The organism is Streptomyces sp. NPDC005551, assembly GCF_042871785.1.
Taxonomy (GTDB): domain Bacteria; phylum Actinomycetota; class Actinomycetes; order Streptomycetales; family Streptomycetaceae; genus Streptomyces.
Genome location: NZ_JBIAJE010000009.1, coordinates 272,242 through 293,551 on the forward strand (window position 1 = coordinate 272,242; position 21,310 = coordinate 293,551).

20 protein-coding genes are annotated in these 21,310 nt (G+C 74.2%); 12 read left to right on the top strand and 8 right to left on the bottom strand.

Going from position 1 to position 21,310, the window contains the following annotated elements:
- Positions 1-7: 7 nt before the first annotated feature.
- Entirely contained in the window at positions 8-466 is a 459-nt protein-coding gene (locus ACFYP4_RS26380; protein WP_358849968.1) for an OB-fold domain-containing protein, read from the top strand.
- Positions 463-1,242 carry an enoyl-CoA hydratase/isomerase family protein gene (locus ACFYP4_RS26385; RefSeq protein WP_388788551.1) on the top strand — a complete coding sequence of 260 codons (780 nt, stop codon included), beginning with the start codon at positions 463-465 and terminating at the stop codon, positions 1,240-1,242. The genes ACFYP4_RS26380 and ACFYP4_RS26385 overlap by 4 nt, the downstream gene beginning before the upstream one ends.
- Before the next feature lie 79 nt (positions 1,243-1,321).
- On the opposite strand, the gene ACFYP4_RS26390 is transcribed toward ACFYP4_RS26385, so the two are convergent.
- Positions 1,322-1,945, bottom strand: a complete 624-nt coding sequence (locus ACFYP4_RS26390; protein WP_358849966.1) for a hypothetical protein — start codon at positions 1,943-1,945, stop codon at positions 1,322-1,324.
- Between the two features lie 131 nt (positions 1,946-2,076).
- On the opposite strand from ACFYP4_RS26390, the gene ACFYP4_RS26395 reads away from it, so the two are divergent.
- Positions 2,077-2,871, top strand: coding sequence for a hypothetical protein (locus ACFYP4_RS26395; RefSeq protein ID WP_388788554.1), 795 nt, complete (start codon positions 2,077-2,079; stop codon positions 2,869-2,871).
- Positions 2,872-2,892: 21 nt separating this feature from the next.
- Here the strand turns inward: ACFYP4_RS26395 and ACFYP4_RS26400 are convergent, their stop codons facing one another.
- Both ACFYP4_RS26400 and ACFYP4_RS26405 read right to left on the bottom strand, forming a co-directional pair.
- Positions 2,893-5,226 carry a PQQ-binding-like beta-propeller repeat protein gene (locus ACFYP4_RS26400; protein ID WP_388788557.1) on the bottom strand — a complete coding sequence of 778 codons (2,334 nt, stop codon included), beginning with the start codon at positions 5,224-5,226 and terminating at the stop codon, positions 2,893-2,895.
- A gap of 220 nt (positions 5,227-5,446) precedes the next feature.
- Entirely contained in the window at positions 5,447-6,217 is a 771-nt protein-coding gene (locus ACFYP4_RS26405) for a VOC family protein (RefSeq protein WP_358849963.1), read from the bottom strand.
- Between the two features lie 144 nt (positions 6,218-6,361).
- Here ACFYP4_RS26405 and ACFYP4_RS26410 point away from each other — a divergent pair, with 144 nt between their 5' ends.
- A complete protein-coding gene (locus ACFYP4_RS26410; protein ID WP_358850119.1) occupies positions 6,362-6,997 on the top strand; it encodes a TetR family transcriptional regulator in 636 nt (211 codons plus the stop codon).
- A gap of 147 nt (positions 6,998-7,144) precedes the next feature.
- Here ACFYP4_RS26410 and ACFYP4_RS26415 read toward each other — a convergent pair whose 3' ends face one another.
- A complete protein-coding gene (locus ACFYP4_RS26415) occupies positions 7,145-7,606 on the bottom strand; it encodes a nitroreductase family deazaflavin-dependent oxidoreductase (RefSeq protein WP_388788560.1) in 462 nt (153 codons plus the stop codon).
- A 259-nt stretch (positions 7,607-7,865) separates the two neighbouring features.
- Positions 7,866-9,128: an acyl-CoA dehydrogenase family protein gene (locus ACFYP4_RS26420; RefSeq protein WP_358849961.1), complete on the bottom strand. Its 1,263-nt coding sequence runs from the start codon at positions 9,126-9,128 to the stop codon at positions 7,866-7,868.
- 269 nt (positions 9,129-9,397) lie between these two features.
- On the opposite strand from ACFYP4_RS26420, the gene ACFYP4_RS26425 reads away from it, so the two are divergent.
- Together ACFYP4_RS26425 and ACFYP4_RS26430 are read left to right on the top strand one after the other, a co-directional pair.
- Positions 9,398-10,606: an acetyl-CoA acetyltransferase gene (locus ACFYP4_RS26425; RefSeq protein WP_388788563.1), complete on the top strand. Its 1,209-nt coding sequence runs from the start codon at positions 9,398-9,400 to the stop codon at positions 10,604-10,606.
- Between the two features lie 69 nt (positions 10,607-10,675).
- Positions 10,676-11,332 carry a pyridoxal 5'-phosphate synthase gene (locus tag ACFYP4_RS26430; protein WP_388788566.1) on the top strand — a complete coding sequence of 219 codons (657 nt, stop codon included), beginning with the start codon at positions 10,676-10,678 and terminating at the stop codon, positions 11,330-11,332.
- Positions 11,333-11,467: 135 nt separating this feature from the next.
- On the opposite strand, the gene ACFYP4_RS26435 is transcribed toward ACFYP4_RS26430, so the two are convergent.
- The 3 genes from ACFYP4_RS26435 to ACFYP4_RS26445 are packed head-to-tail and all read right to left on the bottom strand — an operon-like array spanning position 11,468 to position 13,079.
- Positions 11,468-12,124 (bottom strand): GNAT family N-acetyltransferase, encoded by a 657-nt coding sequence (locus tag ACFYP4_RS26435; protein ID WP_388788569.1) that lies wholly within the window; start codon positions 12,122-12,124, stop codon positions 11,468-11,470.
- On the bottom strand, positions 12,076-12,579 hold the full coding sequence (locus ACFYP4_RS26440; protein ID WP_388788807.1) for a Zn-ribbon domain-containing OB-fold protein: 504 nt from the start codon (positions 12,577-12,579) through the stop codon (positions 12,076-12,078). Before ACFYP4_RS26440 ends, ACFYP4_RS26435 begins: the two co-directional genes overlap by 49 nt.
- Before the next feature lie 47 nt (positions 12,580-12,626).
- A complete protein-coding gene (locus ACFYP4_RS26445) occupies positions 12,627-13,079 on the bottom strand; it encodes a DoxX family protein (RefSeq protein ID WP_388788572.1) in 453 nt (150 codons plus the stop codon).
- 354 nt (positions 13,080-13,433) lie between these two features.
- On the opposite strand from ACFYP4_RS26445, the gene ACFYP4_RS26450 reads away from it, so the two are divergent.
- The 6 genes from ACFYP4_RS26450 (at position 13,434) to ACFYP4_RS26475 (ending at position 21,244) form a co-directional block, all read left to right on the top strand.
- The gene (locus ACFYP4_RS26450; protein ID WP_388788575.1) at positions 13,434-14,627 is read left to right on the top strand and encodes a flavin-containing monooxygenase; all 1,194 of its coding nucleotides are present in this window, start codon (positions 13,434-13,436) and stop codon (positions 14,625-14,627) included.
- 540 nt (positions 14,628-15,167) lie between these two features.
- Positions 15,168-17,393: an acetate--CoA ligase family protein gene (locus ACFYP4_RS26455; protein ID WP_388788578.1), complete on the top strand. Its 2,226-nt coding sequence runs from the start codon at positions 15,168-15,170 to the stop codon at positions 17,391-17,393.
- Between the two features lie 88 nt (positions 17,394-17,481).
- Positions 17,482-18,393: an enoyl-CoA hydratase/isomerase family protein gene (locus tag ACFYP4_RS26460; RefSeq protein WP_388788581.1), complete on the top strand. Its 912-nt coding sequence runs from the start codon at positions 17,482-17,484 to the stop codon at positions 18,391-18,393.
- 36 nt (positions 18,394-18,429) lie between these two features.
- Complete coding sequence (locus ACFYP4_RS26465) at positions 18,430-19,386, top strand: helix-turn-helix domain-containing protein (protein ID WP_358855196.1); 957 nt, start codon at positions 18,430-18,432, stop codon at positions 19,384-19,386.
- A 107-nt stretch (positions 19,387-19,493) separates the two neighbouring features.
- Positions 19,494-20,492 carry a type I glyceraldehyde-3-phosphate dehydrogenase gene (gap, locus tag ACFYP4_RS26470; RefSeq protein WP_388788583.1) on the top strand — a complete coding sequence of 333 codons (999 nt, stop codon included), beginning with the start codon at positions 19,494-19,496 and terminating at the stop codon, positions 20,490-20,492.
- A gap of 122 nt (positions 20,493-20,614) precedes the next feature.
- Complete coding sequence (locus ACFYP4_RS26475) at positions 20,615-21,244, top strand: flavin reductase family protein (protein WP_358855198.1); 630 nt, start codon at positions 20,615-20,617, stop codon at positions 21,242-21,244.
- Positions 21,245-21,310: the final 66 nt, after the last annotated feature.

Sequence of the window (21,310 nt, forward strand, 5' to 3'; positions counted from 1 at the left end):
AGCCGCCATGCCCCTGCTGCCCCCCGTCCCCGACGACGACGGCGCCCCCTTCTGGCGGTACGCCGCCCAAGGCGAACTGCGCGTCCAGACCTGCGCCGGACCCGGCTGCGGCGAGCCGCGCTTCCCGCCGCGCCCCTGCTGCCCGCACTGCCACTCCTTCGCCGCCGAGTGGCGCAGGACGAGCGGGCGCGGACGGATCTGGTCCTACGTCGTCGCGCATCCGCCGCTGCTCCCGGCCTACGCGGAGCAGGCCCCGTACAACGCGATCGTCGTGGAGCTGGCGGAGGCGCCGCGGATCCGGCTCGTCGGGAACCTGGTCAGCGCACCGGACGCACGGCTCGACTCCGTCGACCCCGGCCGCATCCGGATCGGGGCGCGGGTGCACGTGGTCTTCACCGGCGCCGGGCCCGGCGACCCGGCCGGGACCGGCATGACCGTGCCCCGCTGGGTACTGGAGCGGCCGTGAGCGGCGGCCTGCGCACGAGCACCGACCAGGACACCGGCGTCGCCGTCCTCACCCTCGACCGGCCCGACAAGCTCAACGCGATCGACCTCGCACTCGCCGCCGAACTCGCCGCCGCCTGGCGGGAGCTGCGGCTCGACGACTCCGTACGGGCCGTCGTCCTCACCGGAGCGGGCGACCGCGCCTTCTGCACGGGGATCGACCGGAGCGTGGACGTACCCCAGCCCGACTCGCCCTACATGACGGACGATCCGCTGCTCACGGTCGGCCCGAAGGCGAACGACCTGTGGAAGCCGGTGGTCGCCGCGGTCGAGGGGATGGCCTGCGGCGGCGCGTTCTACCTGCTGGGCGAGGCGGAGTTCGTCGTCGCGGGCGGGACGGCGGCCTTCTTCGACCCGCACACGACGTACGGCATGGTCAGCGCGTACGAGGCCGTCCACATGGCGCACCGGATGCCGTACGGGGAAGCCGCGCGGACGGCGCTCATGGGAACCGCCGAGCGGCTCTCGGCCCGCCGGGCGTACGAGATCGGCCTGGTGTCCGAACTCACGCCCCCCGGAGAGGCGTTGGAGGCCGCCGTGCGGTGTGCCGCCGTCATGGCCTCCTACCCGGCCGCGGCCGTACAGGGCACCGTCCGCGCCCTGTGGGCGGCACGGGAGGCGGCGCGCGCCCACGCGTTCGCGCAGGCGCCGCACCTCATCGCGCTGGGCAATCTGCCGCCGCCGCGGCAGGCCGAACTGTTCGCCGCACGGCGGCCGGACGGGTACCGGATGCGGTGAGCCCGCCCCCGGCTGTTCGGCCGGTCCGACCCGGCCGCTCGGCCGGTCCGCCCCGGCCGCTCGGTCGGCCGGCCCGGTGTCAGCTTCCCGGCCGGGCCGCCGGGTCGACCTCGCAGTGGTCCACCGAGTCGACGAGGCCCGAGCCGCCGACCTTCACGCGGACGGTCTCCTTGCCGCTCGCGGGGATCGTGACGCGCTCGTAGCCGGAGGTGACGGAGATGTCGTTCTCGTCGAGGAACTCGACCGCCACCGTGAACGTGCCCTTGCGGGCGTTCGGGTTGGACACCTCGACGGTCGCGTACGGAGTCTTCTTCGTCGCGCAGCTCACCAGCCGCGCCTTCGCGTCCTCCAGCGACTTCGAGCCGCTGCCCGAGGAGGAGGTGGAGCGGTGGTTCGGACGCCGGTGGTAGCCGCCGCTGGTGCTGCCGCCGCTGGTGCTGCTGCTTCCGTACGTGTCGTCATCGTCGTAGTCGTCGCTGGAACTCGTCGAGCCGGAACTCGTCGAGCCGGAGCTGTACGACCCTCCGCCCGACGTCGACGACGACGAACTGTCGTGGTTCTGGCTGGAACTGCTGCAACCGCCGCCCCCGCCACCACTGTGGCTGCCGCCACCGCGACCGCGCCCCGACGAGAAGCCGGTCAACGCGAGCACCACCATGACCAGAACCGCTGCGAATTTGAGACTGCGCCCCCGTGTATGCATGTGATCAGACTACTCACCGCTCGCTCCCGGTCACACCGCATGACGGAGACGGCCGCGCATTCTCCACACCGCATGGCAGGTGCGCACTTCGCGGCGTAGCGTCGGTGGGGAGAGCAGTGAGGAGGCCCGCGATGGTCCGCAACGTTCTCGGGTCGGTGCTCGCCCTCCTCGGAGCGGCGGCCGCCGTCTGGAGCCCTTTCCGTGCCTGGTACGGCGGTCGTCACGGCCGGTACTACCGCGTCGGTGACCTGTTCTCCGGAGCCGGCGTCGGCGACGCCCGGGCCGGGCTGTTCGCCTCGCTCTTCCTCCCCCTCCTCGCGGCGGCGGTCCTGGCGGTCATCGGGGTGCTGCTGCGCTCGCGGCTGCTGGTCGCGCTCGCGGGCGTCGTCGTGCTCGGCTTTGCCGTGCTGTGGATGGTGCGCGTGGGTCAGGCCGAGTCCGGCCTGACCGTCGACAGCGACGGTAACGGCCTCGGCACCGGTGTCGCGGCCGCCCTCGCCGGTGGGGCGCTGCTGCTGCTCGGCGCGGCCGTGATGCGGGGGCGGCGCGAGCGCATGGCGACGCTGCCGCCGTCCGAGCGGTCCGCGCCCCCGGAGGAGCACCGGTCGTGGCAGTCCCAGCGCCAGGAGGAGCCCCGGTCCTGGCAGTCCCCGCGTCAGGAGGAGCCCAGGTCCTGGCAGTCCCCACCGGAAGAGGAGTCCCGGTCACGGCAGTCCGCGCCCCCGGAGGAACCCGGGTCGTGGCAGTCCGGGCCGGCCGGGGAGCCCCGGTCCTCGCAGTACCCGCCCCAGGAGGAGCCCGGCTCCTGGCAGTCCGGGCCGGCGGATCCGGCGCCGGACCGGCCCCAGCCGCGGGGGCGCGGCGGCACGGGTGCGGCGGAGGACGAGCCGACGGCCACGTGGCGGCGTCCGCCGGATCAGTACTGACGCCTTCCCCTTACGTTCCCCTCACGTCGTTCTCGCTGTGCCCGTGCCCTTCTCCGCGTCCAGGGCGTAGACGCATCTGTCCTTGCTGCAGGCGTAGACGACGCCGTCCTTGACGACGGGCGCGCCGGTGATCTCGCCGCCGGTGGCGAGCTTCCAGCGCAGACGGCCGTCGTCGGCCTTCAGGGTGTAGAGGAGATGGTCGGTGGAGCCGAAGTGGATGCGACCCTCGGCGACGGCGGGGGCGCCGACGATGTCGCCACCCGCCTGGAAGCGCCACTTCGGGGTGCCGGTGACGGCGTCGAGCGTGTACAGGCCCTTGCCGCTGCCGACGTGGACGTGGCCCGCGACGACCAGGACCGGCTCCGCGGAGGCGCGGGACTCCGTCGCGATGCGCCAGCGGTCGCGGCTGTCGGTGGCGTCGAGCGCGTACACCGTGCCGAGGTAGTCGGCCAGGTAGACGCCGCCGCCCGTCACGGCGGGGCCGGGGGCGAACGTGGGCGGGCAGAGGAAGACCGCGGGTGCCTCGAAGTGCCAGCGGACGTGGCCGCTGGTCACGTCGATGGCGAGGACACGGGTGCCGGCGGAGACGTACACGTATCCGTCGGGTGCCGGGGTCAGCCGGACCGGGACGCCGCCGCAGGAGGCCGCGTCGCCGATGGGGTACGACCAGCGCTCCTCGCCGGTCCGGGAGTCCAGGGCGCGCAGCCGCGCGTCCTTCCACACGTAGACCGTGCCGTCGTGGACCGCGGGTCCGGCCTCGGGGGTCTCGAAGTCCGTCTGCGCGCCGGTGATCTCCCAGAGCTTGCGGCCGTTCGCGGCCTCCCAGGCCTGGACGCCGCCGCCGCGGGTGCCGGTGACGACGGTGCCGCGGTCGGCCTTCAGGGAGTAGACCCAGGCGTCGGTGGACAGCCGCCACAGGTCCGCGCCCTCGCGGGAGTCCAGGGCGAACAGCGTGGGGCCGTCGGAGGCGTGGATACGTCCGTCCGCGACCGCCATCGACCAGGCGACGTCGCGGGTCTTGAAGCGGCGCCGGCCGGTGGCCACGTCCAGCGCGTGGACCTCGAAGGAGGTGACGTAGACGAGGTCGTCGGCGACGGCGGGCGTGCCCCACACGTCGTTCGACATGCGGAAACGCCAGGGGCGCCAGCCGGACGGGGACTCCGGGGCCCGGGCGGGCGGCGCGACGACGGGGGCCGGGTCGGCGCCGTTCACGCCGGGGCGCGGCCGGGACCAGGACGCGGCGAGGCCCGCCTCGGGAGGAGGCGCCTTCACCGCGGCGGCGCGGGCGTCGGCGACGCGCGGTCCCGGCCCGATCGGCACCCGGGCGCCGGCCAGCCGCACGGGACCGGTGTCGGGCGCGCCGACGGCCGACGGGGCAGGGGCGTGCTGCGGGACGGGTGGCAGCGCGGCACCGCCCCTGGCTCCGCCGCCGCGGCCGGGCGCAGGCTGCACCGGGGGACGGCCGCCGCGGCGCGTCTCGATCAGGCCCACCGCCCGTTCGGGCAGCCACGCCGACGCCGTACCGCTGTCGTCGGAGCCGGAGCCGAAGAGGTGCGGTGCCAGCTGCGCCTGGAGGTCGGCGGGGTTGGGCCGGGCCGTCGCGTCCATCTGCATGCAGGACTCGATGAGGGGCCGCAGCTCGTCCGGGAGGCCCGCCAGGTCCGGCCCCTCCCGGAGCAGCATGAAGACGGTCTCGACCGGGTTCGCGCCGTGGAAGGGCGCGTGGCCGGTGGCGGCGAAGACGAGCATCGAGCCGAGCGAGAAGACGTCGCTGGCGCCGGTCACGCTGCGCGAGTCCTTGGCCTGCTCGGGCGACATGTAGGCGGGGGTGCCGACCGCGACGTTCGTCATGGTCAGCCGGGTGTTGGAGACCCCGGACGCGATGCCGAAGTCGATCACCCGGGGGCCGTCCTCGACGACGAGGACGTTGGAGGGCTTCAGGTCGCGGTGGACCAGCCCGGCGCCGTGGATGGACTGCAGGGCCTCGGCGACACCGGCAGCGAGCCAGCGCACCGCCTGGGCCGGGAGCGGCCCGCACTCGTTCACTATTTCCTCGAGCGAGGGCGCGGGGACGTACGCGGTGGCGAGCCACGGCACCGCCGCGCGCGGGTCGGCGTCGACGACGGCCGCCGTGTAGAAGCCGGAGACGGCCCGCGCGGCCTCCACCTCACGGGTGAAGCGGACCCGGAAGAGCTGGTCCTCCGCGAGTTCCGTCCTGACCGTCTTGATCGCCACGCGCCGGCCGGACGCCGAGCGCGCGAGATAGACCAGCCCCATGCCGCCCGCACCCAGCCGTCCCAGCACCTCGAACGGCCCGATCCGCCGCGGATCGTGCTGCGTCAGCTGATCCACCACTTGCCTGCCACCTCCCCGTACGGGCCGCGCCATCCACGTATGAACGCGGCCCCGTGCAGCGTCTCACCACCGAACCGCCACAGCGGCACGCACCCCGATTCTTCCTGTCCGGGCCACCGGTTGCGAACCCGGGTGCGGATCGGGGTGTCTCAGGACAAAACCATGTCGGGCGGCTTCTGCAAAGCGGCGGCCGGATGCTGGAACGCGGGCAGCGGCCCGGTCAGCGCTGCATCACCGCGAACGACGCCCCCTGATTGTCCGTGACCACCGCCACCCGTCCGTACGAGGTGTCGAACGGGGGTGCCTGTACCCGGCCGCCGAGCCGCCGGACCGTCTCCAGCGCGTCCTCGCAGTCCCGGACGCCGAAGTGGACGAGGAAGTGCGGGGGCATCTCGGCCGGGAAGATGTCGGACACCGCGGCCCGGCCGACGTCGGGCTGGGCGGGGGTGCCGAAGAGGTCCTCGTAGAAGGAGCCGGACGGATCCCTGGCGTACAGCTCGGCCCAGCAGAAGGAGCCCTGCTGGTGGCGGCGGCCGAAGCCGGGGTGTCCTTCGGCCTGCCAGAGGCCGAAGACGGCGCCCTCGGGGTCGGCGGCGAGCACGGTCGTGCCGAGCGAGTCCACGGGCAGCGGGCCCGTGATCACCTGCCCGCCGGCCGCCCCGGTCCGCCGGGCGAGGGCCGCCGCGTCGGAGGTGGCGAAGTACACCGTCCACACGGTGGGCATCCGGCCGTCCCGCTTGGGCGTGAGGCCCGCGACGGGCTGCCCGTCCCGGTGGGCCCACACGGAGGTGCCGCGCGGCGCGGAGGAGGCGGTACGGGAGGAGGCGGTACGAGGGGTGCGCGGGGTGCCGTACGCCTCCTCGAAGGTCCATCCGAACAGTTCGCCGTAGAAGCGCTTGCCCGCCTCGACGTCGGAGAGCTGGGCGTCCGTCCAGCAGGGGACGCCCTCCGCGAACGCGGCGGATGCGGCAGATGCCGTGGATTCGGCCATGCCGCCAAGCTAACGGCCCCGCACGCACCGCGCACGGTGGGCGCACCCCTGTCCCGGGGCCCGGAAATGGCCGTACTCCCCATTTGCAGTCGGCCGAATCGCGCTCCGATCACCCCTCGGTAAGCTGACGGCATGACAGGACAAGTGCGTACCGTCGACGGCCGTGTGGCCGGACGGCGTGGGCAGGCGACCAGGCAGAAACTGCTCGACTGCCTCAGCGAAATGCTCAGCTCCTCGCCCTACCGGGACGTCAAAGTCATTGATGTCGCCCGGAAGGCGGGCACGTCACCGGCGACTTTCTACCAGTACTTTCCGGACGTCGAAGGCGCCGTCCTGGAGATCGCCGAGCGCATGGCCGCGGAGGGCGCCGGGCTGACCCAACTGCTCGAAGGGCGCTCCTGGGTCGGCAAGGCCGGATGGCAGACCGCCCAGGAACTCGTGGACGGATTCCTGGAGTTCTGGCGCAGGAACGACGCGATCCTGCGCGTCGTCGACCTGGGCGCCGCCGAGGGCGACAAGCGGTTCTACAAGATCCGGATGAAGATCCTGAACTCGGTGAACAACTCCCTCACGGACACGGTCGCCGAGCTGCAGTCCAAGGGCAAGGTCGACAAGGACGTGAATCCGGCGGCGATGGCCGGTTCGATCGTCGCCATGCTCGCCGCGGTCGCCTCGCACCAGAAGGGCTTCCAGACGTGGGGCGTCAAGCAGGCTGAACTCAAGCCGAACCTGGCGATGTTGGTGCACCTCGGCGTCACGGGCAAAAAGCCGACGAAGTAGCGCCCTTCCTTTCCCCCGGCACAATTCCTGTCAGGCGGGCGGCAGTCCACCGGTGTGGACTGCCGCCCGCTGCGCTGTGCGGGGCCGTCCCGCACCGTGCCGGAGGGACCCTCGGGGCGGGTCCGGCCACCGCGCCGGCGCCCGGTCCTAACGCGGCACGATCCGGAACAGGCGGATCTCCCGGCTGACCCGCCGCTGGTACGTGGCGTACGGCGGCCAGAACGCGAGCGCCGCCTGCCATGCCGCCGCCCGCTCGTCCCCCTGGAGGAGGCGGGCGGTGACGGGCACGTCCCGGCCCTGCCAGCTGATCTCGGCGTCCGGGTGGGCCAGCAGGTTGGCGGTCCACGCGGGGTGTCCCGTCCGGCCGAAGTTGGATCCGACGAGGACCCAGCTGCCGGGCAGCGCGCCGCCGGACCGGCCTTCCGGCATGCAGGCCAGGGGCGTACGCCGCGGCAGACCGCTCCTGGCGCCGAGCGCCGTCAGGATCACGCCCGGCAGCAGTCGCGCGCTGAGCAGCACCCTGCCGCGCGTCAGCCGGTGCACGGCGCGGTCGAGGGCGGGGATCACGTGGGGCGCGATCCGGGCGAAGACCCGGGTCGAGGACACCATCCGCACCAGCCGGAGGCCCGGGGCGACCCGATCACCCCCACTCCGGCCTCGCGGCACCACCGGACCGCCGCGCTTCCCGCGTCCCGGGGCCGTCGGACCGCCGCCGCTCCCCTGCCACCGGGCCATCAGACCGCCACCTCGCCCACGTCGCCGGGCCATCAGACCGCCACCTCGCCCACGTCGCCGGGCCATCAGACCGCCACCTCGCCCACGTCGCCGGGCCATCAGACCGCCACCTCTCCCACGTCCCGAGGCGTCATCAGACTGCCCGCCGCCTCTGCCCTGTCGCCGAGCCATCAGACCGCCGCCTCTCCCCGTCGAAGATCCGTGCCGCGTCGGCCGCGTGCGCCCGCAGGCGGTGTACCGGCCCGAACAGCAGCTCGTCGCCCGCCGCCCGCTTGAAGTACAGGTGCGCCTCGTGCTCCCAGGTGAACCCGATGCCTCCGTGCAGCTGGATGCCCTCGGACGCGGCGGTCCGCAACGCCTCGAGCGCCTGCGCGAGCGCCAGCCCGCCCGCCCGCTCACCGCCCGCGCCGCACGCCCAGGCCGCGTAGTACGCCGCCGACCGCGCCGCCTGGACCTGCACGTGGACATCCGCGAGCCGGTGCTTGACCGCCTGGAAGGACCCGATCGGCCGCCCGAACTGCTGCCGCTGCCGGACGTACTCCACGGTCCGCTCCAGCGCACGGTCCGCGGCTCCGACGGCCTCCGCGGCGAGTACGGCGGCCGCCGCGTCCCCGGCGGCGGCGAGCGGGCCGAGCACGTCGGCGTCCTCACCCCCGAGCAACTCCGCTTCCACGTGGCGCAGTTCGATCCTGGCCTGGGGCCGCGTCCCGTCCAGCGCGGTCTGCCGCACCCGCACGAGCTCCCCGCCCGGCCCGGGCGCGGCCCCCTCGCCCGTACGCCTCCGGGGAGCGGGCCGGACGAGGAACAGCAGGGTCCGCGACCGCGTGAACCCCCCGGTGTGCGCGGCCACCACCAGAAGCCGCGCACTGTGTCCGTCGAGCACCTGGGCCGCCTGACCGTAGAGACGCCACCCGCCGTCGGTGCGCCTGGCCTGCACGCCGCCCGCCCGGCCGCCGCCGGCCCAGTCCCCCCGGTGGCCGCCGACCAGACCGAGGGCGGCGGCGAGGCCGGGACCGGGCACGGCGAGAGCCGCGGTCAGTTCCCCGGCGGCGATCCGGGGCAACAGGCCGGCGCGCTGGGCACCGGTGCCGAGCGCCAGGATCAGCGGGGCGGCGAGCACGGCCGTGGCCAGCAGCGGCGAAGGGGCGAGGAAGCGTCCCGACTCCTCGCAGGCGAGAGCCAGTTCGGTCATCGAGCAGCCGACGCCGCCGTACGCCTCGGGGAGGGCGAGGCCGGGCAGTCCGAGCTGGTGCGCAAGCGTCTCCCACAGTGCCGCGTCATGCCCGGCGGGGGTCCGCACGGCGGCCCGCAGCCCCTCGGGACCACAGCGCTTGTTCAGCAACTCCCGCACCGTACGACGGATCTCGTCCTGCTCGGCGGTGAAGCGGGCGTCCATGGGCGGGCTCCTCCCCCGGGGCGGTCCCCGGCCCGGGGGCTGCTCCCCCGGGCCCGATCTCCCGCTGCCGGATCTGACGGACCGTCATGTTAGGCCCGGGCCGGACGGAAGCCCAGGGCCGCGGCACCCTCCCGCGTCGCGCGGCGCCGCACCCTCCCGCGTCCCGCCATATCTGATGTACCGTCAGATATGTGCCCGCCACCCCACGCAGTGCCGTGACCGCACGCAGCACCGCCACCCCACGCAGTGCCGTGACCGCACGCGGTGGCGTGACCCGACGCAGCGCCGTCGCGCAGCGGACGGCCGGCGCCCCGGGCCGGCGCAGGGTCGCCGTCGTGGGCGCCGCCCTCGCCGACTGCGGCCGGGTGGAGGCGGCGACCCCGTACGCACTGCACGCCCAGGCGGCCCGCCGCGCACTGGCCGACTCGGGACTGGGCCGCGAGGCCGTCGACGGCCTCGCCTCCGCGGGCCTCGGCATCCTCGCCCCCGCGGAAGTCGCCGAATACCTGGGGCTCAGGCCCACGTGGGTCGACTCCACCTCGGTCGGCGGGGCCACCTGGGAGGTGATGGCCGCCCACGCGGCCGACGCCATAGCGGCGGGCCACGCGAACGCGGTCCTGCTGGTCTACGGCTCCACCGCCCGCGCCGACATCAGGGCGGGGCGCCGCACCGGAGATCTCTCGTTCGGCGCCCGGGGCCCGCTCCAGTTCGAGGTCCCGTACGGCCACACGCTCGTCGCCAAGTACGCGATGGCCGCCCGCCGCCACATGCACCAGTACGGCACCACCCTCGAACAGCTCGCCTCCGTCGCCGTCCAGGCCCGGGCGAACGCCGCGCACAACCCGGAGGCGATGTTCCGCGACCCGATCACGGTCGACGACGTCCTGTCCGGCCCGATGATCGCGGACCCCTTCACCAAGCTGCACTGCTGCATCCGCTCCGACGGCGGCGCGGCCGTGCTGCTCGCCGCCGAGGAGTACGTACGCGACTGCCGCACAGGACCGGTGTGGATCCTCGGCACCGGGGAGCACGTCTCGCACACGACGATGTCCGAGTGGGCCGACTTCACCGTGTCCCCGGCCGCCGTGAGCGGACGCCTCGCCTTCGGGCGCGCCGGCCTGCGCCCGGACGAGATGGACCTCGCGGAGATCTACGACGCCTTCACCTACATGACCCTCCTGACGCTGGAGGACCTCGGGTTCTGCGGGAAGGGCGAGGGGGGCGCGTTCGTGGAGAGGGGCCGGCTGACACTGGGCGGGGAGTTGCCGGTCAACACCGACGGGGGCGGCCTCTCGGCCCAGCACCCGGGCATGCGCGGACTGTTCCTGCTCGTCGAGGCGGTACGGCAGCTGCGCGGCGAGGCGGGCGAGGGGCGGCAGGTGCGCAGGGCCGACGGGGGGCTCCCGCGTCTGGCGGTGGCGTCCGGGACCGGTGGCTGGTTCTGCTCCTCGGGGACGGTGGTGCTGGGGCGGGACTGACCGCCGCCGGGACTGCCGCGCGGTGGCGCCGGGGCGGTCGCCGGCGGGGCCCCGGGACATACTCGCCTCATGGAACCGGATCTTCATGAGCTGCTGCGATCGCTGCGGGTGTGGGACACCGACCTGCCCGGCTTCACGCCGGACGAGGCACCCGGGGACCCGCTGACGCTGTTCGGGCGCTGGTTCGCCGAGGTGGTGGCCGCGGGCCAGACCGAGCCGCACACCATGTCCCTAGCCACGGCGGACGCGGACGGACTGCCGGACACCCGCACGGTGATGCTGCACGGCGCGGACGCGGACGGCTGGTCCTTCGCCACGCACGCGACCAGCCGCAAGGGCCGCCAGCTGGCCGCCCGCCCGTACGCCGCCCTCGGCTTCTACTGGCCCGCCCAGGGCCGTCAGATCCGCCTCCGCGGCCCCGTCGCGGTCGCTCCCGCGCAGGAGGGGCAGGCCGATCTGCACGCCCGTTCCACCGGCGCGCTCGCCGCCGCCCTGGTGGGCCGGCAGAGCGAGGTCCTGCCCTCGCGGGAGGAGCTGGAGCGGGCCTCGGAGTCGGCCTGGGCCCACGCCGAGCGCGAGCCGGAGGCCCCCGCCCCGACCTGGACCCTGTACCGGCTCCGTCCCGACGAGGTGGAGTTCTTCCAGGGAGACGCCCGCAGGCGGCACGTGCGGCTGAACTACCGCCGCACGGCGGACGGCTGGCTCAAGGAGCTGCTCTGGCCGTGAGCACCGGCCGTGAGCACCGGCCGTCCGCAACGGCCTTGAGCGACGGCCACGGGCGGCCACCCGGTTGCCGGGTTGCCCGGTTGCCCCGTTGCCCAGCTGCCCCGTTGCCGGGTTGCCTCGTTCGGGGTGACGGGGTTACGTCGGCTCGGACTGCGGTTCCGGGTCCGGCTGCGATCCCTGTTCCGGGTCCGGCCACGGTTCCGGCTCCGCGTCCGTGGCGAGCCGCGCGTGCAGGTGGACGTCCCGGAACGCGTCCTGCCGCCCCGCCTCGAACATCGCGCCCCGCAGCGTCCCCTCGTACCGGAACCCGCACCGCTCCGCGACCCGGCAGGAGACGTCGTGCCCGAGCGCGTGCCCCAGCTCCAGCCGGTGCAGGCCCAGGTCGGTGAAGGCGAAGCGGGCGGTCGTCGCGAGGGCGCGGGTGGCGACCCCGCGGCCGCGCGCCTCGGGCAGCACCCAGTAGCCGACGCGGGCGCAGCTCATGACGTGGTCGATCTCGTTGACCCCGATGTGCCCGAGGATCTCCCCGCTCACGGCGTCCGTGACGCAGAACGAGGCCGCGGTACCGTCCACCGCGCTCTCGGCCCGCGTGCGGAGCGACTCCCGCGCGGCGTCGATGTCCCGGACCGCCGTGAGCGGCGTGTTCCACCGCTGGAACTCCGGGTCGGACAGCCCGTGCAGCCAGGCCCTGACATCCGCGTCCGAGGCGGCGTTCCAGGGGCGCAGCCGCAGACCGTGACCGGTCAGCTCGCGGAAGGGGTAGGCGGGGTACTGCTCGTGCGCGTCGGCCATCCGGCCATTGAATCCCGCCCCGCCGCCCGGCACCCACCCCGGGGCCGGAAGACCGGCACCCAGAACTCCGCCGGGCCCGGCGACCCCGTGGACCGGAACGTCACCTCCAGCCCCATCCCGATCCGCAGCGCCGCCTCCTCGCACTCCACGATGCCGGTCATCATCCGCGGGCCCTCCGCGAGGTCGACGACGGCGGCGACGTACGGCGTGCGCCCGCGGAACGGCGGCAGGTCGTTGCGGTGGACGACGGACCACGTGTAGAGCGTGGCGTGGCCGCTCGCGGGCCGCCAGTGCACGTCCTCGCTCCAGCAGCGGGGGCAGAACTCGCGGGGGTAGTGGTGGGTGTGTCCGCAGGCGGCGCAGTGGCGCAGCAGCAGCCGTCCCCCGGCCGCCGCCTCCCAGTAGGGGCGGCTGAACGCGTCGGCCTCCGGGAGATCGAACCGGTCCGGCCGCAGAGCTCCCGGCGGGCCGGCCGCCGTCCCCGCCGTCTCCCCCGCCCCCGTCACGGGAACAGCCCGAGTGCGTCGTCCACCGACCAGGTCTGCCAGGACATCGCGAAGAGGCCGACGACCGAGATGAGCGCCATCAGCGCGTTCTGCCCCTGCTCGGCCCAGTCGTGGATCATCAGGACGAGGTAGAGCAGGTTCAGCAGCAGGCCGCCGGCCAGGGCGACCGGGGTGAGGAAACCGGCGACCAGGCCGAGCCCCAGGGCGAGTTCGGCGTAGACAACGACGTACGCCATCGTCCGGGGCCGGGGTGCGACGACCGTGTCGAAGCCGCTGCGGACCGCGCCCCAGCGGTGTCTTGAGGCGACGTCCGCCGCCCAAGCGATCCCGGTCCCCCGCTCGAACCAGCCCTTCTTGTCCTTGTGCCGCCAGCTCTCCAGCCACCACAGCCCGAGTCCGACACGGAGCACGGCGAGCCACTGCGCGCCGGTGAGCCAGATCGTGTCCATCGGCATCCACGCCTTCACTCAAAATCTGACGGTACGTCAGTTCAGCGCACGGCAAGGCGCCTGCGCAAGAGGCGTACGCGCCCGGCACCGATCCGCGCCCCGCGACGGCCCGCTCAAACACACGCTCCGCTTCCACCTCGGCCTGCCCCGGAACGCGCTCCGCCTCCACCTCCGGCCTGCCCCGGGGCAGCCCCTCCGCACCTGCCGGCGGCCCGCTCGCACACACGCCGTCACCACAGCACGGAGGCCCGCGTCACCGGCCCCACCCGCCCTCGACACAGCCGTGATCAATTCGCAACCGATTCCGGTCTTGACCGAGACCCATCAAGTCAGGACGTGATTACGCTCGCGCTCATGGCCGACTCGACAGTTTCCTCGACACCCCGCCCGGTGCCGTCCCACGAAGACCGCCCCGTGTACGTGATCGGCGGCGGCCCCGGCGGACTCTCCGCGGCGTACGCACTGCGTGCCCGGGGTGTACGAGCCGTCGTGCTGGAGAGGTCGGACCGCGTCGGGGCCTCCTGGCGGCGCCACTACGACCGGCTGCACCTGCACACCACGCGCCGCCTGTCCGCCCTGCCAGGACTCGCGATGCCGCGCTCCTTCGGCCGGTGGGTGTCCCGCGACAACGTGGTGCGCTACCTGGAGAAGTACGCCGAGCACCACGAACTGGAGATCGTCACCGGCGTCGAGGTCTCCCGCATCGAACGGTCGGGGGACGACTGGCTGCTGCACGCCACCGGCGGCCGACGGCTGACCGGCAGCGCCGTGGTCGTCGCCACCGGCCACAACCACACCCCCCGGCTGCCCGACTGGCCCGGCCGCGACGCGTACACCGGCGAGCTGCTGCACGCCGGCGAGTACCGCAACCCCGCCCCCTACGCCGGCCGGGACGTCCTCGTCGTCGGCATCGGCAACACCGGTGCGGAGATCGCCGTGGACCTCGCCGAGGGCGGCGCCGCGCGGGTACGCCTCGCGGTGCGCACGGCACCGCACATCGTGCGCCGTTCGACGGCCGGCTGGGCCGCCCAGTTCACCGGCATCCTCGTACGCCGCCTGCCGGTCCGGCTGGTGGACCGGCTGGCCGTCCCGGTGGCCCGGGTCAGCGTGCCCGACCTGTCGGCGCAGGGGCTGCCCCGGCCGGACCGCGGGCTCTACTCCCGGGTGCGGGAAGGCGCGATCCCGGTCCAGGACGTCGGTCTCGTCGACGCCGTGCGCCAGGGGCGGGTCGAGATCGTGGCCGCGGTAGAGCGCTTCGAGGACGGCAGGGTCGTCCTCGCGGACGGCGACCGCATCGAGCCGGACGTCATCATCGCCGCCACCGGCTACCGGCGCGCGCTGGAGGGACTCGTCGGTCACCTCGGCGTACTCGACGCACGCGGCCGCCCCGTCGTCCACGGCGCCCGCACCCCGCGGGACGCTCCCGGCCTGTACTTCACCGGCTTCACCAACCCCATCAGCGGCATGTTCCGCGAACTCGCCCTCGACGCGCAGAAGATAGCGAAGGCGATCGCCCGGAAGACCGCCCGAAGCGGCGGCCGGCGGTAGCGGCAGCCCGCGCGAAGGGCCCGGGGGGGCGGTAACAGCGGTCGTCCCCCACGTACCGGCCGACGGCAGTGAGCCACCCGGGGACGTGGTACCCCCGCGCACTGCGGGGAGCCATCGCCCAAGCCGGTGACCGAGCGGATGACCGGCGCGGGGCCGGCCGGGCAGCCGACACGCGAACCGGCACACGCCCCCGCGCGCACCCCCGGCCGCCTGAGCACCGGGAACCCTGGGAACCCCGGGAGCCGAATCCCACCCGTTCCGGCCCCCCCGGCGCTCCTTTCCGGACGCCGATCCTCCGCCGGGTTCCGCTCCGGCGCACGGCGGGTACCGACTCCGGTACGCACCTCCCCGGCCCCGCGACCCCGCCCCCGGGAGCCCTCCGCCACGGCCCCGCCCCCAGCCCACCCGCGCCGTCCCCACGGCCCACGCCCCTCTCCCCGCCCACAGCCTTTGCCTGCACGACGGTTCCTGACGGAGCGTCAGTTACGTAATCTGACACTACGTCAGTTATATGGCTCTCACACAGGAGCGGGCGGACCGATGCTTGGATCAACCCACGGCACCCTCACCACCGACTCCCGCCGGGCCCGCGTCATCGCCTGCGGCGAGCAACCCTCACCGGTCGTCCACGGCAGACCCGCCGAACCGGACGACCTGGACGTCAGCGGCCGTCCGCTGTATGCCGCCGTCCCCGATCTGGACCGCTTCTTCCGTCCCGAGTCCGTGGCCGTCGTCGGCGCCTCCGACTCCGACGGGCGGCCGAACGCCGGGATCACCCGGCAACTGGTCACGTGGGCCGAGCGGGTCGGCGCCCGCCTCCACCCCGTGCACCCCACCCGCCCTGCCGTCTTCGGCATCCCCTGCTTCCCCTCCGTCGGCGAGCTGCCCGAGCGGGTCGACCTGGCCGTGCTGCTGGTCGGCGACCCCGTGCCCGTGATCGCGGAACTGGCCGACGCCAAGGTGCGCTTCGCGGTCGCCTTCGCGTCCGGGTTCGCGGAGACCGGAACCGAGGGTGCGGCGGCGCAGTCCCGCCTCACCGCCGCCGTCGCCCGGTCCGGGCTGCGGCTGCTCGGGCCCAACACCAACCTCAACGCCTTCGAGCGGTTCCGCGACGACCTGGAAGGGCCCGCGATCGCGCTCATCACACAGTCCGGACACCAGGGCCGCCCGGTCTTCGCCCTCCAGGAGCTGGGCATCCGCCTCTCCCACTGGGCCCCCACCGGCAACGAGGCCGACCTGGAGAGCGCCGACTTCATCTCCTACTTCGCCGAGCGTCCCGAGGTGGGCGCCATCGCCTGCTACCTCGAGGGCCTGAAGGACGGCCGTTCCTTCCTGCTCGCCGCCGACCGCGCCGCGCGCCGCGGAGTGCCGGTCGTCGCGGTCAAGGTGGGCCGCACCGAGACCGGCGCCCGCACGGCCGCCTCGCACACCGGAAAGCTGACCGGCTCGGACGCCGTGGTGGACGCGGCGATGCGGCAGTACGGCGTGATCCGCGTGGACGGACTCGACGAACTCCAGGACACCGCCGCCCTGCTGGCCCGCGCCCGCACCCCGCGGGCGGACGGCGTCGTCGTCTATTCGATCTCGGGCGGCACGGGCGCGCACTTCGCGGACCTGGCGACGGCGGCCGGGCTGTCGCTGCCCACGCTGTCCCCCGCCAAGCAGGCGGAACTCCACACCTGGATACCGGAGTACCTGAACGTCGCCAATCCCGTCGACAACGGCGGCCACCCGGTGGGCGACATGCGGGGCCGGAAGATCATCGACGCGATCCTCGCCGACCCGTCCGTCGGGGTGCTGATCTGCCCCGTCACCGGGCCCTTCCCGCCGATGAGCGACAAGCTCGCCCAGGATCTGGTGGACGCGGCGGAACGGACGGACAAGCTGGTGTGCGTGGTGTGGGGGTCGCCGGTCGGCACGGAGTCCGCATACCGCGAGACCCTGCTCGGCTCGGCGCGGGTCGCCACCTTCCGTACGTTCGCCAACTGCATCACCGCCGTCCGCGCCCACCTGGAACACCACCGGTTCGCCGCCGCGTACCGCTCGCCCTTCGACGAGGCGCCCCGCACGCACTCGCCCTCCTTCCGCAAGGCGCGGGCGCTGATGCGTCCGGGACAGCAGCTGAGCGAGCACGCGGCGAAGCAGCTGCTGCGGACGTACGGCATCCGGGTGCCGCGCGAGCAGCTGGTGACCAGCGCGGCGGCGGCCGTACGCGCGGCGAGCCTGGTCGGCTACCCGGTCGTCATGAAGGCGTCCGGCGCGCAGATCGCCCACAAGACCGAACTGGGCCTCGTGAAGGTCTCCGTGACCTCCGCCAGCCAGGTCAGGGACGCCTACCGCGAGCTGACCGACATCGCGCGCTACGAGGGGATCTCGCTGGACGGCGTACTCGTGTGCCAGATGGTCGAGCGGGGCGTCGAGACGGTCGTGGGCGTCACGCACGACCCGCTCTTCGGGCCGACCGTCACCGTCGGGCTCGGCGGCGTCCTCGTCGAGGTGCTGCGGGACGTGGCCGTACGGGTGCCACCGTTCGGCGAGGACCAGGCGCGGGCCATGCCGGCCGAGCTGCGGGGGCGGGCGCTGTTCGACGGCGTACGCGGGGGCCCTCCCGTGGACGTGGACGCGCTCGTCGAGGTGATCCTCCGGGTGCAGCGGATGGCGCTGGAACTCGGGGACGACATCGCGGAGCTGGACATCAACCCGCTGATGGTGCTGCCCCGGGGGCAGGGCGCCGTGGCCCTGGACGCGCTGGTGGTCTGCCACTGACCGGCCGCGCGACCGGCCCGCCGGTCCACCCCGGGCCCGCGGCCCCGGCACCGCCGCCGCGACCCGCCGTACGAAACGGAGCTCCCCCATGACGTCCTCCCCCGACGCGTCCCTCTCCGACGCGTCCCCTGCCGACGCGCCCTCCCCCGACGGCTCCCCGGGTCACGGGCGCACCAGCGACCAGGGCCGCCCCCGTGACCCGGAGAGATCCCCCGACTCATGGGTACTGCACGCCACTGACAACGCCGTCTCGTGGATCACCCTGAACCGGCCCGAGGCCATGAACGCCGTCACCCCGGACCAGCGCGAACGCGTGATCGCGCTCCTCGCGGAGGCGTCCGCCGACCCCGGCGTCCGGGCCGTCGTCGTCACCGGGACGGGGCGCGGCTTCTGCGCGGGCGCCGACCTGCGGGGCACGCCGGCCGGCGGTGACCGGGTGCCCGGTGACGTGGCCCGCACCATCCGGCTCGGCGCGCAGCGGCTCGTCTCCGCCGTCCTCGACTGCGAGAAGCCGGTGATCGCGGCCGTGAACGGCACCGCCGCCGGTATCGGCGCCCATCTGGCGTTCGCCTGCGACCTGGTCCTCGCGGCCGAACCGGCCACGTTCATCGAGGTGTTCGCGCGCCGGGGACTGGTCCCGGACGGCGGCGGCGCCTATCTGCTCGCGCGCCTGACCGGACCGCAGCGCGCCAAGGAGCTGATGTTCTTCGGCGACGCGCTCACCGCCGCGGACGCGGAACGGCTCGGCCTCGTCAACCGTGTCGTCCCCGCCGGGGCCCTGGAGCAGACGGCGCGCGCCTGGGCGGAGCGGCTCGCCGCGGGCCCGACCCGCGCCCTCGCCCTGACCAAGCAGCTCGTCAACGCCTCCCTGGACGGCGACCGGGCCGCGGCGTTCGCGCTGGAGGCGGCGGCGCAGGAGATCAACATGACGACGGCGGACGCCCGGGAGGGCGTCGCGAGCTTCGTGGCACGCCGAAGCCCGCGGTACCGGGGCCGCTGAACCCACGGCGGCGACGGCCCACCGTAACCTCTACCTGTGCCCGCACCCCGACCGCATCGCGTCGCCGTCCTCGTGCTCGAGGGGGCGAAGCCGCTGGACGTCGGGATTCCCGCCCAGGTCTTCACGACCCGCGCGAGCATGCCGTACGAGGTGCGGGTGTGCGGGGCGGCACCCGGTCTCGTGACCGGCGGCGACGGCCTCGCGTACTACGTCGCCCACGGGCTCGACGCGCTCGCGTGGGCCGACATCGTCTTCGTCCCCGGCTACCGGTTCCCGGACCGCGACGACCCGCCGCGGGCCGTCGTCGGCGCGCTGGTCGCCGCGCACGAGCGGGGCGCGCGGCTCGCCGCCATCTCGACGGGTGCCTTCGCGCTCGCCGCCACGGGACTGCTCGACGGCAGGCGCGCCACGACGCACTGGCACTACACGCGGGCACTCATGGCCAGGCATCCGCTCGTCCGGGTCGACGAGAACGTGCTGTTCGTCGACGAGGGCAGCGTGCTCACCTCGGCCGGCGCCGCCTCCGGCATCGACCTGTGCCTGCACATCCTGCGCGGCGACCTCGGAGTGGCCGCGTCCAACCACGCGGCCCGGCGTCTGGTCGCCGCCCCCTACCGCAGCGGCGGCCAGGCCCAGTACGTGCCGCGCAGCGTCCCCGAGCCGCTCGGCGAGCGGTTCGCGGCCACCCGCGAATGGGCGCTGCACCGGCTCGGTGAGCCCCTCACCCTCGACGTACTTGCGCGGCAGGCGGGGGTCTCGCCGCGCACGTTCTCCCGGCGCTTCGTCGAGGAGACCGGCTGCACACCGATGCAGTGGGTGATGCGTGCCCGTATCGACCTGGCCCGCGAGCTGCTCGAACGCTCGCAGCGCGGCGTCGAACAGATCGCCGCCGACATCGGGCTCGGCACCGGCGCGAACCTGCGTCTGCACTTCCAGCGCATCCTCGGCACCACACCGAGCGAGTACCGGCGCACCTTCACCCGGGGCGAGTAGCCCCGTCGACACCGCGTGGCGGGATCCTTTTGAACCATGGCGATCCCGCCACTGTCAGCGGCGACGGCCGCGGGCGAGCCTGGGGTGAAAGGGAAGGGACATCACTCATGACTCGCATCGCCATCAACGGATTCGGCCGCATCGGGCGCAACGTGCTGCGCGCACTGCTGGAGCGCGACAGCGCCCTGGAGGTCGTCGCCGTCAACGACCTGACGGAGCCCGCCACGCTCGCCCGGCTGCTCGCCTACGACAGCACCGCCGGCCGGCTCGGGCGCCCGGTGACCGTCGACGGGGACGCCCTCGTCGTCGACGGCCACCGGATCACGGTGCTGGCCGAGCGCGAACCGGCGCGGCTGCCGTGGGCCGAGCTCGGCGTCGACATCGTCCTGGAAGCCACCGGCCGCTTCACCTCGGCAAAGGCCGCGCGCGCCCACCTCGACGCGGGCGCGAAGAAGGTGCTCGTCAGCGCGCCGTCGGACGGCGCCGACGTCACGCTCGCGTTCGGGGTCAACAACGACGCCTACGACCTGGCCCTGCACACGATCGTCTCGAACGCCTCCTGCACGACCAACGCGCTCGCGCCGCTGGCCGCGGTCCTCGACGAACTCGCCGGTATCGAGCACGGGTTCATGACAACGGTGCACGCCTACACCCAGGAGCAGAACCTGCAGGACGGTCCGCACCGCGACGCCCGTCGCGCCCGGGCCGCCGGCGTCAACATCGTGCCGACCACGACCGGCGCCGCCAAGGCGATCGGCCTGGTGCTGCCGAACCTCGCGGGCAAGCTGTCGGGCGACTCGATCCGCGTACCGGTGCCGGTGGGCTCGATCGTCGAACTCAACACGACCGTCGCCCGCGACGTGACACGCGACGACGTGCTGGCGGCATACCGCACCGCGGCGAACGGGCCGCTCGCCGGCGTCCTCGAGTACTCGGACGACCCGCTCGTGTCGTCCGACATCACGGGCAATCCCGCCTCGTCGATCTTCGACTCGGCTCTCACCCGCGTCGACGGCCGCCACGTCAAGGTGGTCGCGTGGTACGACAACGAGTGGGGTTTCTCGAACCGCGTGATCGACACGCTCGAGTTCCTCGCCACCCCCTGACCGGACGCGGCGGTGGCGCCCCGCCTCCCGAACCGCCCTGATTCACGGGGGCGTCGGCGGGCATCGGCCGGTCGCCGCCACCCCTTCCCAACTGACGCTCCGTCAGTTTCAATGGAGGGGTGATGGGACACGCAGGGATGGCGGCCGCCGCCGTCCGTTACCTCAGGTCGGCCGGGGCTCCCACCGTCGCGGAGCCCGCCGGGGCGCCGGTCGAGACGCTGCCGCGCCCCGAGCTGCGCGCGGTCGGCGACGACGAGCGGGCGCCCGTCGACCAGGCGCAGTTCCGCCGGGTCCTCGGGAGCTTCGCGACCGGCGTGACCGTGGTGACCGCCCCGGCCGCCGAGGGGGAGGACGGCCCCGCCGGTTTCGCCTGCCAGTCCTTTTCCGCCCTCTCGCTCGACCCGCCGCTGATCGCGTTCATGGTGGGGCGTACGTCGGCGACGTGGCCCCGCATCGCCCGCGCGGGCGTCTTCTGCGTGAACGTGCTGGGCGCGCACCAGGGCGAGCTGTGCCGCGGCTTCGCGGTGAGCGGCGCGGACAAGTTCGCCGGCGTCGCGTACGACGCGGCGCCCGTCTCCGGCTCCCCGCGCCTCGCGGGCACCCTCGCGTGGATCGACTGCACCGTCCACGCGGTCCACACGGGCGGCGACCACCTCGTCGTGGTGGGACGGGTGACCGCGCTCGGCACGTCGGAGGAGGACCGGCCACCGCTCCTCTTCCACCGCGGACGCTTCCTCCCTCCCCCGGCCTGAGCCGCCCCGCCGGCCGGTCCGAACCCGCCCGCCGCTCGACCGCCGCCCCTCCGCCGGGCCCGCAGC

Excerpts from the sequence above, each read along its gene's own strand:
- ACFYP4_RS26380 (WP_358849968.1), top strand. The coding sequence starts at position 8 with ATGCCCCTGCTGCCCCCCGTCCCCGACGACGACGGCGCCCCCTTCTGG.
- ACFYP4_RS26390 (WP_358849966.1), bottom strand. The coding sequence starts at position 1,945 with ATGCATACACGGGGGCGCAGTCTCAAATTCGCAGCGGTTCTGGTCATG.
- ACFYP4_RS26395 (WP_388788554.1), top strand. The coding sequence starts at position 2,077 with ATGGTCCGCAACGTTCTCGGGTCGGTGCTCGCCCTCCTCGGAGCGGCG.
- ACFYP4_RS26405 (WP_358849963.1), bottom strand. The coding sequence starts at position 6,217 with ATGGCCGAATCCACGGCATCTGCCGCATCCGCCGCGTTCGCGGAGGGC.
- ACFYP4_RS26415 (WP_388788560.1), bottom strand. The coding sequence starts at position 7,606 with ATGGTGTCCTCGACCCGGGTCTTCGCCCGGATCGCGCCCCACGTGATC.
- ACFYP4_RS26420 (WP_358849961.1), bottom strand. The coding sequence starts at position 9,128 with ATGGACGCCCGCTTCACCGCCGAGCAGGACGAGATCCGTCGTACGGTG.
- ACFYP4_RS26430 (WP_388788566.1), top strand. The coding sequence starts at position 10,676 with ATGGAACCGGATCTTCATGAGCTGCTGCGATCGCTGCGGGTGTGGGAC.
- ACFYP4_RS26435 (WP_388788569.1), bottom strand. The coding sequence starts at position 12,124 with ATGGCCGACGCGCACGAGCAGTACCCCGCCTACCCCTTCCGCGAGCTG.
- ACFYP4_RS26445 (WP_388788572.1), bottom strand. The coding sequence starts at position 13,079 with ATGGACACGATCTGGCTCACCGGCGCGCAGTGGCTCGCCGTGCTCCGT.
- ACFYP4_RS26450 (WP_388788575.1), top strand. The coding sequence starts at position 13,434 with ATGGCCGACTCGACAGTTTCCTCGACACCCCGCCCGGTGCCGTCCCAC.
- ACFYP4_RS26455 (WP_388788578.1), top strand. The coding sequence starts at position 15,168 with ATGCTTGGATCAACCCACGGCACCCTCACCACCGACTCCCGCCGGGCC.
- ACFYP4_RS26460 (WP_388788581.1), top strand. The coding sequence starts at position 17,482 with ATGACGTCCTCCCCCGACGCGTCCCTCTCCGACGCGTCCCCTGCCGAC.
- gap (WP_388788583.1), top strand. The coding sequence starts at position 19,494 with ATGACTCGCATCGCCATCAACGGATTCGGCCGCATCGGGCGCAACGTG.
- ACFYP4_RS26475 (WP_358855198.1), top strand. The coding sequence starts at position 20,615 with ATGGGACACGCAGGGATGGCGGCCGCCGCCGTCCGTTACCTCAGGTCG.